This is a genomic window from Melittangium boletus DSM 14713 (assembly GCF_002305855.1).
Classification (GTDB): domain Bacteria; phylum Myxococcota; class Myxococcia; order Myxococcales; family Myxococcaceae; genus Cystobacter; species Cystobacter boletus.
This window is the reverse complement of the sequence record NZ_CP022163.1, coordinates 2,120,215-2,135,349: the sequence shown is the minus strand read 5'-3', so window position 1 is coordinate 2,135,349 and position 15,135 is coordinate 2,120,215. Positions and strand designations below refer to the sequence as shown.

At 67.2% G+C, this 15,135-nt stretch carries 10 protein-coding genes; 5 read left to right on the top strand and 5 right to left on the bottom strand.

The features are described from left to right. Nucleotides 1–1,329, bottom strand: coding sequence for a ligand-binding sensor domain-containing protein (locus MEBOL_RS08850; RefSeq protein ID WP_245919573.1), 1,329 nt, complete (start codon nt 1,327–1,329; stop codon nt 1–3). Between the two features lie 220 nt (nt 1,330–1,549). On the opposite strand from MEBOL_RS08850, the gene bla reads away from it, so the two are divergent. Further along, entirely contained in the window at nt 1,550–2,341 is a 792-nt protein-coding gene (gene bla, locus MEBOL_RS08845; RefSeq protein ID WP_095977005.1) for a subclass B1 metallo-beta-lactamase, read from the top strand. 6 nt (nt 2,342–2,347) lie between these two features. Here the strand turns inward: bla and MEBOL_RS08840 are convergent, their stop codons facing one another. Next, a complete protein-coding gene (locus MEBOL_RS08840) occupies nt 2,348–2,737 on the bottom strand; it encodes a RidA family protein (protein WP_095977004.1) in 390 nt (129 codons plus the stop codon). 147 nt (nt 2,738–2,884) lie between these two features. Between MEBOL_RS08840 and MEBOL_RS08835 the strand changes: the two genes are divergently transcribed. Continuing rightward, nucleotides 2,885–4,504, top strand: a complete 1,620-nt coding sequence (locus tag MEBOL_RS08835; RefSeq protein WP_095977003.1) for a peptide chain release factor 3 — start codon at nt 2,885–2,887, stop codon at nt 4,502–4,504. Nucleotides 4,505–4,553: 49 nt separating this feature from the next. Next, complete coding sequence (locus tag MEBOL_RS08830; RefSeq protein WP_095977002.1) at nt 4,554–6,476, top strand: CotH kinase family protein; 1,923 nt, start codon at nt 4,554–4,556, stop codon at nt 6,474–6,476. A 7-nt stretch (nt 6,477–6,483) separates the two neighbouring features. Here MEBOL_RS08830 and MEBOL_RS08825 read toward each other — a convergent pair whose 3' ends face one another. Then, complete coding sequence (locus MEBOL_RS08825) at nt 6,484–7,767, bottom strand: sensor histidine kinase (protein WP_179956400.1); 1,284 nt, start codon at nt 7,765–7,767, stop codon at nt 6,484–6,486. A 159-nt stretch (nt 7,768–7,926) separates the two neighbouring features. Between MEBOL_RS08825 and MEBOL_RS08820 the strand changes: the two genes are divergently transcribed. Next, nucleotides 7,927–9,882 carry an AbfB domain-containing protein gene (locus MEBOL_RS08820; protein WP_095977000.1) on the top strand — a complete coding sequence of 652 codons (1,956 nt, stop codon included), beginning with the start codon at nt 7,927–7,929 and terminating at the stop codon, nt 9,880–9,882. A gap of 91 nt (nt 9,883–9,973) precedes the next feature. Continuing rightward, nucleotides 9,974–12,439 (top strand): helicase-related protein, encoded by a 2,466-nt coding sequence (locus tag MEBOL_RS08815; RefSeq protein WP_095976999.1) that lies wholly within the window; start codon nt 9,974–9,976, stop codon nt 12,437–12,439. A 124-nt stretch (nt 12,440–12,563) separates the two neighbouring features. Here the strand turns inward: MEBOL_RS08815 and MEBOL_RS08810 are convergent, their stop codons facing one another. Together MEBOL_RS08810 and MEBOL_RS08805 are read right to left on the bottom strand one after the other, a co-directional pair. Continuing rightward, on the bottom strand, nt 12,564–13,775 hold the full coding sequence (locus tag MEBOL_RS08810; RefSeq protein ID WP_095976998.1) for a tyrosine-type recombinase/integrase: 1,212 nt from the start codon (nt 13,773–13,775) through the stop codon (nt 12,564–12,566). Beyond that, a complete protein-coding gene (locus tag MEBOL_RS08805) occupies nt 13,772–13,945 on the bottom strand; it encodes a helix-turn-helix domain-containing protein (protein ID WP_095976997.1) in 174 nt (57 codons plus the stop codon). The genes MEBOL_RS08810 and MEBOL_RS08805 overlap by 4 nt, the downstream gene beginning before the upstream one ends. Nucleotides 13,946–15,135 lie beyond the last annotated feature (1,190 nt).

Below are 15,135 nucleotides of genomic sequence, written 5' to 3'. Positions count from 1 at the left end.
TCACGGGCCCGAGTACACGCCGACGACGCCATGCCGCTTCGGCGTGCCGTCGAAGGCGATGAGCATGCGGCGTGTGCTTCCCGATCGATCCACCTGGATGTCCGTCACCTCCATCCAGTGGATGGCTTCGGGGAGCACGCTCGCTCCGTAGAAAATCACCTGGTCACCCCGTACGCGGCTCAGGCCCTCACCCCAACTGGCGGCCGCCCAGACACTGCCGTCCCGCGGGTCGGCGGCCACGGCGGACACCCGGCCCGCGCCGTCCACGAGCTCGGTCGTCAGGACGCGCAACCGGTGGCCGCTCGCGTCCAGCAGGGCCAGTCCGCGCGTGAAGCTTCCCACCCACACGCTCTGGTCCTCCATCACCGCCATGCCCGAGACGTGGTCATCCCTCCGCTGCGCCTGGGTGGGAATGTGCGGTTCGCCCACGGCATCCGGCCAGATGTCGATGCGGTTGGCGACGGCGCCGCTGTCCTCGGTCTGGGACTGGGCCTTCCAGTAGTCGTAGCCGTTGGTGCCATAGCGGAAGCGAGTGGAGCGGTTGGCGCCGCCAAACCACACGTCCCCGTTGGAGGCCACCGAGATGCCGTAATACGCGTCCGTGAGGAGCTCGATCCTGGTTCCGGCCGCGTTCCAGCCGTTGAGGGCCGGGTGCACATGCTCCATCACTCCCGCGCAGTCGTAGTCCCAGGTTCCCGGGGCACAGGAGTAGCCGGCGAAGTCCGCCTTGCCCCTGGCGAAGCCATGGTTGGCGCCAAACCAGACACTCTGGGTCTTCGCATCGTAGGCGATGCTCAGGATGTCGCAGAGCTTCTCGCGTCCGCGCGGCTCGTCGGAGATCCTGTGAGGGCCCGTGGAGAGATCGTAGTGCGCCACCTGGAGGCCCGAGCCCGTGAGCGTCACGCGATCCGCGTCTCCGCTCTTGTAGATGCTGGCGTCCGGCGCGCGGCCCGCGTGATGGGCCAGGTCCCACTCGTCCTCGCAAGGCGGCATGCCCGGGGCGGGCTTCTTGCCTTGGTAGCCGACGAAGGCCACGCCCGGGGGACCTCCGGCCACGGAGAGGACATTGAGATACTTCGTGCCCGGAGGCGCGCTTCCGTCCGGCATGTAGCCATAGGGCCGCAGCCCGTCGGCCATCGTGAAGCGGCGGAAGTGCGTCTGGCCCTTCTGGAGGACGAAGAGTCCTTCCTCGCCTCCGGCCACCCAGATGTTGCCCGCCTCGTCCGCGCTGACGCCGAGTACCCGCTCGGGAACGCCCTGCTCGGCGCCGAGGAAGGTCCAACCCTCCTGTGCCCACGCTCCTCCCCGGGCCAAGACGATCAGCCCCACCCCCCACGCACTCCACTTCCGGCCCCACCCGCGCATGTCCGCTCCCCCTGCTCGTCCCGGCAGTTGCAGGCCGGGTGCCGGAGCGGGGTTCGCTTCCATCCACCTCGAAGCGGCCCGATGACGCGCGGCGACTTGTCCTCGGAGTGGGAAGGCGCGGCGCCAGCATGGCACCCGGAATGCCCACGCTCGTCGCGGTTCCATCCGATGGATACTCGGGACCATGACGATCCTTCGCGCCTGTGCCCTGGTGTTCCTCTTCTCGGCCTGCGTCTCCGCTTTTCCCACCCCACCGGTGGGCCGCGTCCTCGAGCCCTCTTCCACCGAGCCGCCGGACGAGGCCGTGCTGGCGGAGGACGTACGGGTGCGACGCCTCGCGCCCGGAGTCTGGCTGCACGTGACGCTCGCCGGAGAAGACTGGGGCCGCATTCCCGCCAACGGGCTGCTCATCGAGGACGGCGTGTCCTCCCTCCTCGTCGAGACGGGGTGGAACGTCCGGCAGGCGGAGCTCCTGCTCTCCTGGGCTCGGGACACGCTGCATCGCCCCGTGCGCGCCGGGGTGGTGACGCACTTCCACGTGGATCGCATCGGAGGGGTGCCCGCGCTCGTGGCCCAGGGCGTGCCCGTGTCCATGCGCGAGGAGACCGCGCGGCTCGCGGCGGAGCGGGGCCTGTCCGCCCCTGTCCATCACCTCTCGGATGCCCAGGAGTGGGGAGCCCTGTCCCTGTTCTTCCCCGGGGCGGGTCACACGCGAGACAATCTCGTCGTGTGGCACCGCGGCAGCGGCCTGCTCTACGGCGGTTGCTTCGTGAAGGACGCCGGTGCGCGCGACCTGGGCAACGTGGAGGACGCGGACCTGTCGGCCTGGCCCGCGAGCCTCGAGCGCGTGCGCCAACGCTACCCCGACATGCGCACCGTGCTTCCCGGCCACGGTCTTCCCGGTGGGCCGGAACTGCTCGCGCACACCCAGGCCCTGCTGCGCGCGGCGGCGGCCCCACCTTCGCCCGCTCCCTGATGCGCCTCAGCCGGGGAGGACGGCGTCCACCTCGATCTCCACCAGCATGGCGGGATCGATGAGCCGCTTCACCTCCACCATGCTGGCGGCGGGGCGGATGGTGCCGAAGAACTCGCCATGGGCGCGGCCCACCTCCTCCCAGCGGGAGATGTCCGTCACGTACATGCGGGTGCGCACCACGTGCTCCAGGCTGGCCCCCAGGGCGCCGAGCGCCGTCTGGATGTTGCGCAGGGCCTGCACCGCCTGGGCATGGGCGTCTCCCTCGCCCACCAGGTTGCCCGAGGCATCCGTGGCCGTGGTGCCCGAGACGAAGATGAAGGGCCCGGCGCGCACGGCGCGGGAGTAACCCACGCGGGGTTCCCAGGGGGTTCCCGTCGAGTAGTGGTCTCGCTGCATGGTGTCTCCTGGGGTGAAGGGAGGGGGACGGGGAGTGTACGCGAGACGGCACTCCAGGCGCCCGGCACCTTGGGTGGCTCTCGGTGGAGCGCCGAGGACGTGAGTGGGCCGCGAAAAAACACACGCCCCGTGATAGTTGCACTCCTCATGGCATTCGAGCTCGACCAGGAGGTCGCCCGTCGGCGCACCTTCGCGATTATCTCCCACCCCGACGCGGGCAAGACGACCCTCACCGAGAAGCTGTTGCTCTATGGTGGCGCCATCCATCTGGCGGGCAGCGTGAAGGCGCGCCGCGCGAGCCGTCACGCGACGAGCGATTGGATGGAGTTGGAGAAGCAGCGCGGTATCTCCGTGACGTCCTCGGTGTTGCAGTTCCCCTACCGGGGCCACGCGGTGAACCTGCTGGACACCCCGGGCCACCAGGACTTCTCCGAGGACACCTACCGCACGCTGGCGGCGGCGGACGCGGCGGTGATGCTCATCGACGCGGCCAAGGGCGTGGAGCCGCAGACCAAGAAGCTCTTCAAGGTCTGCCGCATGCGCGGCATCCCCATCTTCACCTTCGTGAACAAGCTGGACCGTTTCGGTCGCGCGCCGCTGGAGCTCATGGACGAGCTCGAGCAGGTGCTGGGCCTGCGCGCCTACCCGATGAACTGGCCCATCGGCATGGGGCCCGAGTTCCGGGGCGTGTATGACCGGCAGCACAAGGTGGTGCACGTCTTCTCCGCGGAGGGGCGCCACGGCGAGTCCGAGGTGGCCGAGCGCTCGGTGTCGATCGACTCCGAGGAAATCCACTCGGTGCTCACCGAGCGCGAGCTGGCCACCCTCAAGGAGGAGATCGAGCTGCTGGACATTGGTGGCGACGAGTTCACCCGGGAGAAGGTGACCTCGGGCCAGCTCACGCCCATGTTCTTCGGCAGCGCGATGACGAACTTCGGCGTGCGGCCCTTCCTGGACGCCTTCCTGGAGTTGGCGCCGGCGCCCACCTCGCGCCAGACGAAGGAGGGCCCGCGCGAGCCCACGTACCCGAAGTTCTCGGGCTTCGTGTTCAAGATCCAGGCGAACATGGACCCCGCGCACCGTGACCGCATCGCGTTCCTTCGCGTGGTGTCGGGCCGCTACACCAAGGGGATGAGCGCGTTCCACTCGCGGTTGGGCAAGGACGTGCGCCTGGCCAAGCCGAGCCAGTTCCTCGCAGCCGAGCGCACCGCCATCGAGGACGCGTGGCCGGGGGATGTGATTGGCCTGTTCGACCCGGGCATGTTCCGCATCGGGGACACGCTCGCGGAAGGCGAGGACCTGCTCTTCGAGAGCGTGCCGCGCTTCAGCCCGGAGTACTTCGCCATCGTGCGCTCGAAGGATCCCTTGCGCCGCAAGCAGATGGAGAAGGGCCTGGAGCAACTGTCCGAGGAAGGGACGGTGCAAATCTTCCAGCAGCTTGGAATGGGAATGAAGGACCCCATCGTCGGCGTGGTGGGTGCGCTGCAATTCGAAGTGCTCCAGTTCCGCGTGGAGCACGAGTACGGCGCGCGCATCATCCTGGACCGGTTGCCGTTCAGCCACGCGCGGTGGGTGGTGGGGCCGAACTTCGATCCGAAGACGTTCGATTGGGAAGGCAACCGGCAGACAGTGCAGGACCGGGATGGCCTGCCTCTAGTCCTATTCCGGGATGATTGGGCCATGCAGCACGCCGAGGAGAAGCACCCGGAGTTGAAGTTCTTGTCGGCGGCGCCCCAGTTGAGGCAACTTGCCGCGACCGGAAGCTGAGCTGGGCCGGAGCTGACGGGACTCCAGATGTCTGGAGTGGGGGAAATAGATGTTCTCCTGTCAGGGAACGCGTGCGGCGCTGCTCGCCGCCACGCTGGTGCTGGCCGCATGTGAGCAGGATTCAGGGCGTGCCGTTGTCCAGGCGGAACGGTTGGAGTTTTCCGTTCCCACGGTGGAAATCACGGGGATGGACAATCCCCGCCATGTACTCGAGGGCTCCGTCCAGAGCCGGGCGGGGATCGTGCGCGTCGAGGTCCACGAGGACGCGCGATTCGTCGGTCTGGCGGACGTGGACCCGGAAGGGACGCATTGGAGCATCGTCTGGCGGCCGGGTGACGACGCGACGTCGCTCGAGGTCCGGGCCTATGACGTCCAGGATCAGGTGGGGCGCGCGCGCATCGACTTCCAGCGCGTGCGCTTCGATTCCGACGCGGGCCTCTACCAGGCCGAATCGCTCCTGAGCCTGCCGGGCTCCTCGGTGACCCAGACGCGCTACACGCTGGATGGCTCGACGCCCACGTCCACCTCGCCCTTGGCCAGTGGCCCGCTCGTCCTGTTGAGCCGCCGGGGAGAGCCGGCGCCCTTGTCGCTCATTCCCACGACTCCGGCGGACGCGCCGCTGTACTGGCGGTGGATGCCTCCGATGGACGACGTCCCGCTCGCCACCGTGGTGCGCATCCAGCGCTTCTCGGGCGACATCCCGGTGGGCCCCGCCGAGGCCCGGACGTATCTGCTGGGAGGACTTCCCTCCACGCTGCCGATCGTGTCGCTCGTGAGCGACGCCGGGAACTTCTTCGACCACACCCAGGGCATCTACGTCCCTGGCAAGGTCCATGAAGACGATCCGAGCTGGCCCTGGCACTGGGGAACCGGCAACTACATGCAGGACGGCAAGGACTGGGAGCGCCCCGTGCACGTCGAGTGGTTCGAGTCGACGGGGCAGCGGGTGCTGGCGCAGAACGCCGGGGTGCGCATCCACGGCTCGGGCAGCGCCGCGCTGCCGCAGAAGAGCCTGCGCCTGTACGCGAAGGATGACTACGGCCCGGATACGTTCAAGGCGGCTGTCTTCCCCGAGTCGTCGCTCCGCGAGTTCAAGCGGCTGATCGTCCGCACGTCCGGGCAGGACACCCTCACCTCGAAGCTCAAGGATTGCGCGCTGCAGGGAATGCTCGTCGGCATCGGGCTGGATCTTCAGGCGTGCCGCCCCGCGGCCATGTACCTCAATGGGGAGTACTGGGGGCTGCATGAGCTGCGCGAGCGCTATGACGAGTACTACCTCGCGCAACACCATGGGCTCGATCGCAAGAAGGTGGTCATCGTGCAGGGCACGGGCGAGCTGGATGTCGGCTCACCAGGGGATGAGGAGCCCTATGCGCAACTGCTGACGTTCGTGCGGGAGAACGACCTGTCCCTGGACGAGAACTACGCGCACGTGAGGACGTTGATGGATGTGGACAACTTCATCGACTACACCATCGCGGAGGTCTTCTTCGGGAACGAGGACTGGCCGCAGAACAACGTCAAGCTGTGGCGCTATCGCACCTCGGGGACTCCCGGTGGCGAGCCCTCGGTCCAGGACGGTCGCTGGCGATGGCTGTTGTATGACCTGGACCTGGCGTTCACGTCGGGGCCGGACTCCGACTCCCTGGCGCGGCTGTTGACGGACGATGAGCTGCCCGAGCCATCCGTCCTCCTGGCGCGCAAGCTGCTCGAGGTTCCGGAGTTCAAGGCCCGGTTCGTCTCGCGCTTCCTCTGGCACCTGGACAACACGTTCACGGAGGCGCGCATGACGGCACGGGTGGACGCGCTGGCCGCGAAGCTCGCACCGGAGATGCCCGCGCAGGTCAGCCGCTGGCGGTACCCGGCCTCGGTGGGCGCCTGGTCGAACCAGGTCCAGTATCTGCGTGACGCGCTGAAGCGGCGGCCCGTGGTCGTACGCCAGTTCCTGGAAGAGGCGTTCGGCCCGCTCTGAGCGGTGGTCAGGGGGTCGCGTGCTGCCGGAGCGGGAGGGTGACGTGAAAGGTGGATCCCTCGCCCGGGGTGCTGCGCGCGCTGATGCCGCCGCCGTGCCGCTCGGCGATCTTGCGGCAGATGGCCAGGCCAATGCCGGAGCCCTCATACTGGGTGCGGCCTTGCAGTCGCTGGAAGACGTTGAAGATGCGGTCGGTGTACTTCTCCTCGAAGCCGATGCCGTTGTCCTCCACGCGCAGCTCGCAGCGCTGGAGGCGGGGGTCGATCGTGGCACGCACGGAGACGACGGGGGGCACGCCCTCGCGGTGGAACTTCAGGGCGTTGGCCACCAGGTTCTGCAGCAACTGGCGCATCTGGGTGGGGTCGGCCTCGAGCACTGGCAACTCCCCGAGCGTGACGCTCGCCCCGGTGCGCTCGGTCATCGCCGACAGGTCCTCGAGCACCTCGTGCGCGACAGCGGCCAGGTTCACCGAGGTGAAGGGGCGGTTGCTCGAGGACACGCGTGAGTAGGCGAGCAGGTCCTCGATGAGGCCCCGCATGCGGGCCGCGGCCTTGAGCATGCGCTCGACGTAGTCGCGGCCCTCGGCGCCGAGGCCCTGGGTGGAGGTGGACTTGAGGCGCTCGCCGAAGGTCAGGATCTTGCGCAGCGGCTCCTGCAGGTCATGCGAGGCGACATAGGCGAAGCTCTCCAACTCGCGGTTGGAGCGCTCCAGGTGCAGCTGGGTGCGCTTGAGCTCGGTGATGTCCGTGTTGATGGCCGTGAAGCCGACGATGTTCTCGCCCTCCTTGATGGGACCCAGCTGAGTCGAGAGCCAGGGGGCGCCGAACTCGCTCATGCCCTGGCTCTCGATCTTGGCGAACTCGCCGGTGGTGAGTACCCCCCGGATGAGTTCGCGCGTGGGCTCGATGATCTCGGGGCGGAGCCAGAGATAGAGGCTCGTTCCCATCACGGCCTCCCGGGTCAGGCCAGGGAAGGTGGCGTTGATGAAGCGGATGCGCGCCTCGGTGTCACAGGTGATCATGACGGCCTGTGACTGAGCGACCAGCGTCTGGGGACCGAAGATGTCCTCCGTTCCGGCTGGAGCCGCCGAGAGCCGGTTGGACAGGCGGTTGAGGGCCTTGGCGAGCGGGGCGAGGGGCCCGCCGCCCTCTCGGCAATGGACGTGGGGCTCGCTGGCCGTCAACCGGGATATGACCTGGAGCAATTCCTCGACGGTTACGTCCTGGTCCGGGGTGGTCGGAGAGGACTTCGCCGCTTCCATGTCCAGAGCGTCATCTCGACTCGTCTTCAAACAATGATTCCCTTCGTGGGCCTGGGGGGTGGGCCGCCCGGCTCCATCATCTCACGCCGAGGGGCACCGTCCGTTCAGGCTCCGCTCCTTTTGACGGTTTATTCGTGTTAAGCGGTTTTCCAGGCCGGACCCCTTACCCCTCGGCCAGGAGCAGTCGAGATGACAAGACACTTCGCGAGACATGTTCTCACCCCCCTGCTGATGGCGCTCTGGGTCGGCATTCTCTCCGGGTTCGTGAGGGGTCCCGTGGCGAATGCGGCCACGGGGGACGGCTCTCCCTCCGACTCCAACATCCGCTACGTGGGCCGGTGGGACACGTCGAACGCGTCGATCGCTCGCAGTTACTGGTCGGGGGCCTACTTCCGGGTGGGCTTCACGGGTACGACCGTGCAACTGCGCCTGGCGGCCGCCGCCAACTTCTTCGTCAGCATCGACGGCGGGGCGGATGTCGCCTTCTCGGGCTCGGGCACCATCAATCTCACCCCGACGCCCCTGGCCGCGGGCAGCCACACCCTGCGCGTCACGTCCCGCTCCGAGGTGGAGGTGTTGCAGTTCCAGGGCTTGGTGTTGAGCGGCGGGGCCACCACCCTGGCGCCCCAGGCCCGGAGCCGGCGGATCGAGTTCATCGGGGACTCGATCACCGCGGGCTGCTGCGCCCTGAGCAAGGTCATCCTGAGTGACTACGCGTGGCTGGTGGGCGAGGCGCTCAACGCGGAGCACACCCAGGTCGCCTACTCCGGCATCTGCCTGCGGAACGGCGTGGCCTGCTCGTCGCCGAACAGCCTGGGCATGAGCACCCAGTTCTTCAAGTTGCAGACGGTGCAGTACCCGTCCTCGCCCGCGTGGGACTTCACCCGCTACCAGCCAGACGCGGTGGTCATCAACCTGGGCACCAATGACCACAACTTCGGCGTCACCGATGCCACCTTCGAGGGCACGTACACCACCTTCCTGCGGGACGTGCGGGCCAGGTACCCCAACGCCATCCTCTTCGCGCTGCGGCCCTTTGGCGGCTTCAAGGCCGCTCCCACGTTCAACGCCGTCAACGCGCGCATCGCCGCCGGGGACACGAAGCTCTACTACGTGGACACCACGGGCTGGGTGACGGTGGGCACCTCGGACTTCTCGGACTGGCTGCACCCGTCCGACAGCGGCCACGTGAAGATCGCCCGGCTGCTGGCGCCCCACATCGCCAAGACGGCGCGGTGGGTGCCGCCGTTCGGCGATGACTTCAACGACGGCAACGCGAACGGGTGGAACACCCACGGCGGAAGCTGGAGCGTGGCGAACGGTCAGCTGCGCGTCGCGGCCCACGCGGGCGCCAAGGCCGTGCCCGCCGGCGTGCTCTTCTCCAACGGCACGCTCGATGCCGACGTCACGGTGGGCACCACGGGCAACGCGGGGCTGCTGTTTCGGGCCAGCCGGCTGGAGAGCGGGCCGGATGCCTACCAGGGCTACTTCGCCGGCATCGATCAGGGCCAGGTGTTCCTGGGCAAGGCGGACAACAACTGGACCATGGTGGCCACGGTCGCGATGGGCATCGCCGCCAACGTGCCTCACCACCTGCGCGTGGTGGCCGTGGGCTCCAACCTCAAGGTCTACCTGGATGACATGGTCACGCCGAAGATCAACACGACGGATGTCTCGTACACGGCGGGGACGGTGGGCGTGAGGACCTACCTGGCCGATGCCCGGTTCGACAACGTGACGGTGCGCGCCTTCACCCGTTTCGAGTCGTCCTACCAGGGCTACTTCCTCCGGCACCGGGAGGGCCGGGGTCAGATCGACAACTTCTTGTCTCCCGCCGAGGACGCCGAGTGGCGGATCGTCCCGGGTCTGGCCAACGCGTCGGCCATCTCGCTGGAGTCCGTCGCCTTCCCGGGCACCTTCCTGCGCCACCGCAACGGGCAGCTGTGGCTGGATCCCAACGATGGCTCCGCCCTGTTCCAAGCGGACGCCACCTGGTGGTGGCGGCCGGGACAGGCGAGATCGAGCCTGACGTCGCTCGAGTCCTACAACTTCCCGGGCAACTACATCCGGCACCGAGGCGGCCTGCTCTACAGCGAGCCGCTCTCCACGGCGCTGGACCGCGCTGACGCGACGTTCCGGGAGTAGGCCCGCCGCCCGCCTCCGGTGCGTGGCCAGCGGCCGTTCCGGTGGGTCATCCCCGGGGGCGGAGCGCGGGGCTTGTGGTTAGACTTCGCCAATGAATTCCAGCCCATCCAGCCGGTCGTCCGTCGTCGTGGCGGAGCTGGGGCCTACGAATACGGGGAAGACCCACCGCGCCATCGACCGCATGCTCGAGCACGACACGGGCATGATCGGCCTGCCGCTCCGCCTGCTCGCTCGCGAGGTCTACGACCGGGTGACCGCCCGAGTGGGCGAGGGGCGGGTCGCGCTGATGACGGGGGAGGAGAAGCGCCTGCCGCCCCGTCCCGATTACTGGATTTGTACCGTCGAGGCGATGCCGACCGATCGACCGGTCGACTTCCTGGCCGTGGATGAGATCCAGCTCGCCGCCCACCGTGAACGTGGGCATGTCTTCACCGATCGATTGCTCCATGCGCGGGGGCGCCGGGAAACCTGGTTCCTCGGTGCGGACACGATGCGGCCGATGGTCCAGGCCCTCATTCCCCATGCGTCGTTGAAGCGGGCCACCCGCCTGTCCCAGCTTCGTTACTCCGGGCCTCGCTCCCTGAAGAGCCTTCCTCCACGCTCGGCCGTGGTCGCGTTCTCCGCGGACCGGGTGTACGAGCTCGCCGAGTCCTTGCGCCGCCTTCGTGGCGGGGTCGCCGTGGTGCTGGGCGCGCTCTCCCCGAGGACGCGCAATGCCCAGGTGGCGATGTACCAGGCGGGGGAGGTTCAATACCTCGTGGCCACGGATGCCATCGGGATGGGGCTGAACCTCGACCTCAACCACGTCGCCTTCGCGGCGCTCTCCAAGTACGACGGAGCCGAGCAGCGGGACCTCTTCCCCGACGAACTGGCCCAGATCGCGGGCCGTGCGGGGCGCCACTTGAATGACGGGAGTTTTGGAACCCTGAACACGCTGCCCGAGTTGCCTCCACGGTTGGTCTCGGCCATCGAGTCACACCGGTTCCCGGCGGTGCGCAGTCTCATCTGGCGCAACGCGACGCTCGATTTCTCGAGCCCGGAGTCCCTGCTGGATTCGTTGTCGCGAGCGCCGAACCACAATGCCTTTGTCCGGGTGCAACGCGCGGATGACTTCGATGCGCTCAGGGAGCTCTCGCACGTTCCCGCCATTCGAGAGGTCGCCACCGACCGGGCCACGGTCGAGTTGCTGTGGCAGGTCTGCCAGATTCCGGATTTTCGCAAGGGTTTGTTCGGCCAGCACCTCGCGCTGTTGCGGGAGACCTTCCTTCAGCTTTCCGAGGGTGATGGGATGCTGGAACCCACTTGGTTGGCCAGACAAGTGTCGCCGCTCGATGATGTCTCCGGAGACATCCACACCCTGATGGACCGGCTGGCGGCCATCCGCATCTGGACATACATCAGTCATCGTTCAATCTGGCTGCACGACGCCGAGCAGTGGCAGGAGCGCACCCGCCGCATCGAGGACGCACTGGGCGACGCCCTCCATGAGCGGCTCGTGGAGCGCTTCGTGCAACGGGCCGCACGCAGGAGCGCACGCCGCTTCGTGAGAGCCGCGACTCCTGCTTCGTCCGGGTCGGACAGCCCCTTCGCCAGGTTGGGGCTTCTGCTGGGGGAGGTGTCGGGCGCTGACGGCTCCGCGATGACGGAGGAACAGTTCGTTCAGCGGGTGGTGGATGCGACGCATGACGCCTTCGAGGTGGATGCGTTGGGAAACATCTCGTTCGAAGGGCAGCCATTGGCGCGTCTGGTTCGTGGGACGGACCGGCGCTCACCGCAGATGGCGCTCGCGGAGCCGGAGGTCTGGACCGGGGGCGCGCGGCGGCGGCTCGAGCGCCGCCTGGTGGCGCTGGCGCGGGACCTCGTCACCGAGGCCATGGGAGGCTTTCCAGCCGAGGCTCTTACCGGAGCGGGCCGTTCCCCGGCGACGCGGGGCCTCGCCTACCGCCTGGCCGAGGGTCTGGGCGTGATTTCCCAAGGAGAGGCGCGCGAGCAGTGGCGACTCCTGGACGATGAGGCACGGGCGCACCTGAGGACGCTGGGCGTCCGCGAGGGACAGCGCTTCCTCTATGTCGCCGAGGCGCTCGCACCCCATGCGCTTGAACGGCGGTGCATGCTGACGGCGCTGTTGCATCAGAGTCCGTCACCCAAGGGCGTTCCGCGAGAACCGGTGCTCGATGTCGCGGAGTTGGACGGCCGGAATGCGCGAGCATTTGGATATGAGGTGATCGGTCCCGTGGCGTTGCGGATCGACGTCGTCGAGCGGCTCGGCGAGGCGCTGCGCCAGCCGCACGGTGCGCGGCAGGTGCACACGCTCATGCAGGAGTTGCGTCTGGAGAGCGGTGCTCGCACGCGGGTTTTGCGAGAGCTCGGAGGACCATCCGGGGGCGCTGCGACGAAAAAGCGGCGGCGACGGCGGGGAAGGAAGCCGCAGGCGACGGCTCCTGACAACAGGGGCGCCCAGGGGCAACCGGCTAACGCTGGCGCGTCCCAGAAGCCGCGGCGGAGCGGTGCCGGGGAAGGCGAGGGAGAGGGCCGAGGCCAGATTGAAGGGACCTGACGGCGAGCGCGCTCGCCTAAAGCCGCTGGCGGCGGGTTCGATTCCCGCCGCCTCCACACTCAGAAGCTCAGCAATCCCGAGGGGTTGCTGGGCTTTTTCTTTGCCCTCGTTTCCTCATGTGCCCTCAGTGTGCCCCTTCGGCGCTTCTGGCCGGAGCGGCTTGGAGCTGGGACACAGGGAGATCGAGCTGCTGCACGGCGCTCGCCCGTACCTCGGGTGACAGGTGCGCGTAGCGCTCTGTCATCTCGATGGTCGCGTGTCCCATCAGCTCCTGGATCGCCTTGAGCGGCACGCCGCGCATCGCGAGGTGACTCCCGTAGGTGTGCCGCAGGTCGTGCCAGCCGATGCGCCCCTGCTCGCGGCAGATGTCCGCCTCGCGAAGCGCACGCTCCAGAGGGCCCTTCATGGTCCCGTTCGTGTGCGGCTGCCCGTCCGCCTGACAGAACACGTAGGGACCGCGCAGGTGCCGGTGAGCCTTGAGCGCTTCCAGGGCCGAGCCCGGCAGATCGACCGTCCGCTCGCGCCCGCCCTTGGGAAGCCCCGTCACACCGCGCCAGATGGTACGCCGGACGTGTAGCTTGCCGCGCTGCAAGTCCACGTCGCCCCACTGGAGCCCGATCAGCTCGCCTTGCCGCAGTCCCGTCTTGAGCGCCACGAGCACAACCGGGCGCCATTCAGGGGCCGCAGCGGCGACAACCCGCTCGGCTTCATCAAAGCTGAGAAAGTCAAACGCCGCCTTCGCAGTCTTGAAGAGCTTAACGCGCGGAACGTGCGTGATGATGCCGTGCTCCTGTGCGAGCGACAGCATCTTGCGAACCACCGTTAGCGCGTTGTTGATGGTCTTGAGGCTCAGAAGCGCGGGCTGGATGTCCTTACGCTTGCGAATGGCTGCCTTCGTGGGGGCATCCTTCCGGGCGCGGGCTCCCGACGTCTTCTTGCGCATAGCCGCTTTGAAATCCTCGATCTCAGCCAGACCGATGGAGTCCAACGGCATACGACCAAGAGCCGGAATGACGTGCTGATCGAGGATCTGCTTTTTCGAGACAACGCTTGAATATTTGTTGTTGTTCTCGCTGTACGTGAGGAAGCGCGGGACAAACTCTTCAACCGTGGGAATCCGGCCCGCCTCGCTCTGCTTTTCCTTTCCGAAGGAACCCGTGAGGAGTGCGTGCCGGATCTGACGCTCGTACTCTTCAGCGCCGCGACGGGTGTTGATGGGCGATGCCTTGCGCACGCGCTCCACCCTCCCGCTTGGGTGCTGGTACTTCACGTCAACCCACCACGCCTCTTGCACCTTGCCCTCCTTCGTCTTCCACTTCCGCAGTCTGACGCTCATGGCTTCTTTCCAAGCGCGGGACTGCTGTTACCCGGCGTCCAGGATAGCAGAACGCTACGGCGAAGTCGGACAGATCGACCAAGGTGGACCGCCCCCGGCACCTCGCCGCGCCGGATCGACTCGTAGAGCGTTTTCCGGTTCACGCGCAGGAGAATGGCGGCTTCGTCCACGGTCAGGAATTCAGGCGCACTGGAATCAGACCCTGGGGGCGTGGGCAGGCTTGGAGCTGGCGAAATGATGGGCGTTTCCACAACGCCTAAATGGGTGCGGATTCTTGACGTGGCCCAGGCCAGCAGCGGCAGCGGAGCGGCGGGTGTCAACCGTCAAGCGTCAAGCGAGAGTTCCCAACAATCCTATAGCCGTATACCTCGCGTGTGTTCATATACCCTCATCTCCTACTCCTACATCAGCTTTTTCTATAGGAGTTTATAGATTCAAGGCTTGACGGCTTGACAGCGTGACACCTTGCCGGGTCTGGGGGCTTGGCGCCTTGAACGGCAGGCAGCCTCGCCGGGGGAGAAGTGGCAAACGTCACGCGGCTTTGAGCTGGTTTCCTAAACCTCTAGAGCCTTCTACCTCATATATGTTTATATGTTCTCCTATGCTACACGACCTTCTTCGTATGGGGTTTATAGATTCAAGGCGTGACGACTTGATCGCGTGCCAGTGCTAGGGTTGCCCTGAGCGTGCCGCGCCTGGAAGGACGCCCCCCGGCAAGCGGAGCCCGGCGTTTAATCGCTCGCTCTAGCGGGGGGCTGCCTGGAGACACTCCCCCCCGGTTCGGATTTCCGGAGCGCCGTCACTTGGAACCTTGCTCGGCGGTCCAACACGCTCAGAAAATTTCCAAAAAATCTCGCGGGCTCGGTTGGGTTTTGCCGTCCGTACCCCCTGAAATCTTGCCGAAACGGCCCCCATAATCGGCTGGCTCCTGCTGCGTCGGCTACCGGCAGAGCAGGCACACCCCAGCACGCTCCACGGTCCCGAGGTGCCGCTGCCCGCGTCCGGGTTGCTTCCCACAGCTCCCCGCGTCGATTGCTGTTCCCTCCTGGAGCCCGTCACAGGCTCGCCCCGCCGTTTCTCGTGCTCCCCACCCCCCAGGAGTCCCGAGGCATCGGCTGCGGCGCTCCTGGAGCCCGCCAGAGGCCCGCCGTGCTGTCTCTCGCGTCTGGTGGCTCCAATGCCCGGCTTATGCCCGGCCAGCAACCAAGCGCGCCCCAACAGACTGCGACGCCTTCCGCTGGCAGCTCGGCAGACGTGAGCGCCGACGCCGCCAGCAGCAAATGAGCCACAGACAAAAATCGCACCCATTTAGAAGACACAAGCATGACGCGGGGGAACGACCCCCCGCCAACGAGAGCAA

Excerpts from the sequence above, each read along its gene's own strand:
- bla (WP_095977005.1), top strand. The coding sequence starts at position 1,550 with ATGACGATCCTTCGCGCCTGTGCCCTGGTGTTCCTCTTCTCGGCCTGC.
- MEBOL_RS08840 (WP_095977004.1), bottom strand. The coding sequence starts at position 2,737 with ATGCAGCGAGACCACTACTCGACGGGAACCCCCTGGGAACCCCGCGTG.
- MEBOL_RS08835 (WP_095977003.1), top strand. The coding sequence starts at position 2,885 with ATGGCATTCGAGCTCGACCAGGAGGTCGCCCGTCGGCGCACCTTCGCG.
- MEBOL_RS08830 (WP_095977002.1), top strand. The coding sequence starts at position 4,554 with ATGTTCTCCTGTCAGGGAACGCGTGCGGCGCTGCTCGCCGCCACGCTG.
- MEBOL_RS08820 (WP_095977000.1), top strand. The coding sequence starts at position 7,927 with ATGACAAGACACTTCGCGAGACATGTTCTCACCCCCCTGCTGATGGCG.
- MEBOL_RS08815 (WP_095976999.1), top strand. The coding sequence starts at position 9,974 with ATGAATTCCAGCCCATCCAGCCGGTCGTCCGTCGTCGTGGCGGAGCTG.
- MEBOL_RS08810 (WP_095976998.1), bottom strand. The coding sequence starts at position 13,775 with ATGAGCGTCAGACTGCGGAAGTGGAAGACGAAGGAGGGCAAGGTGCAA.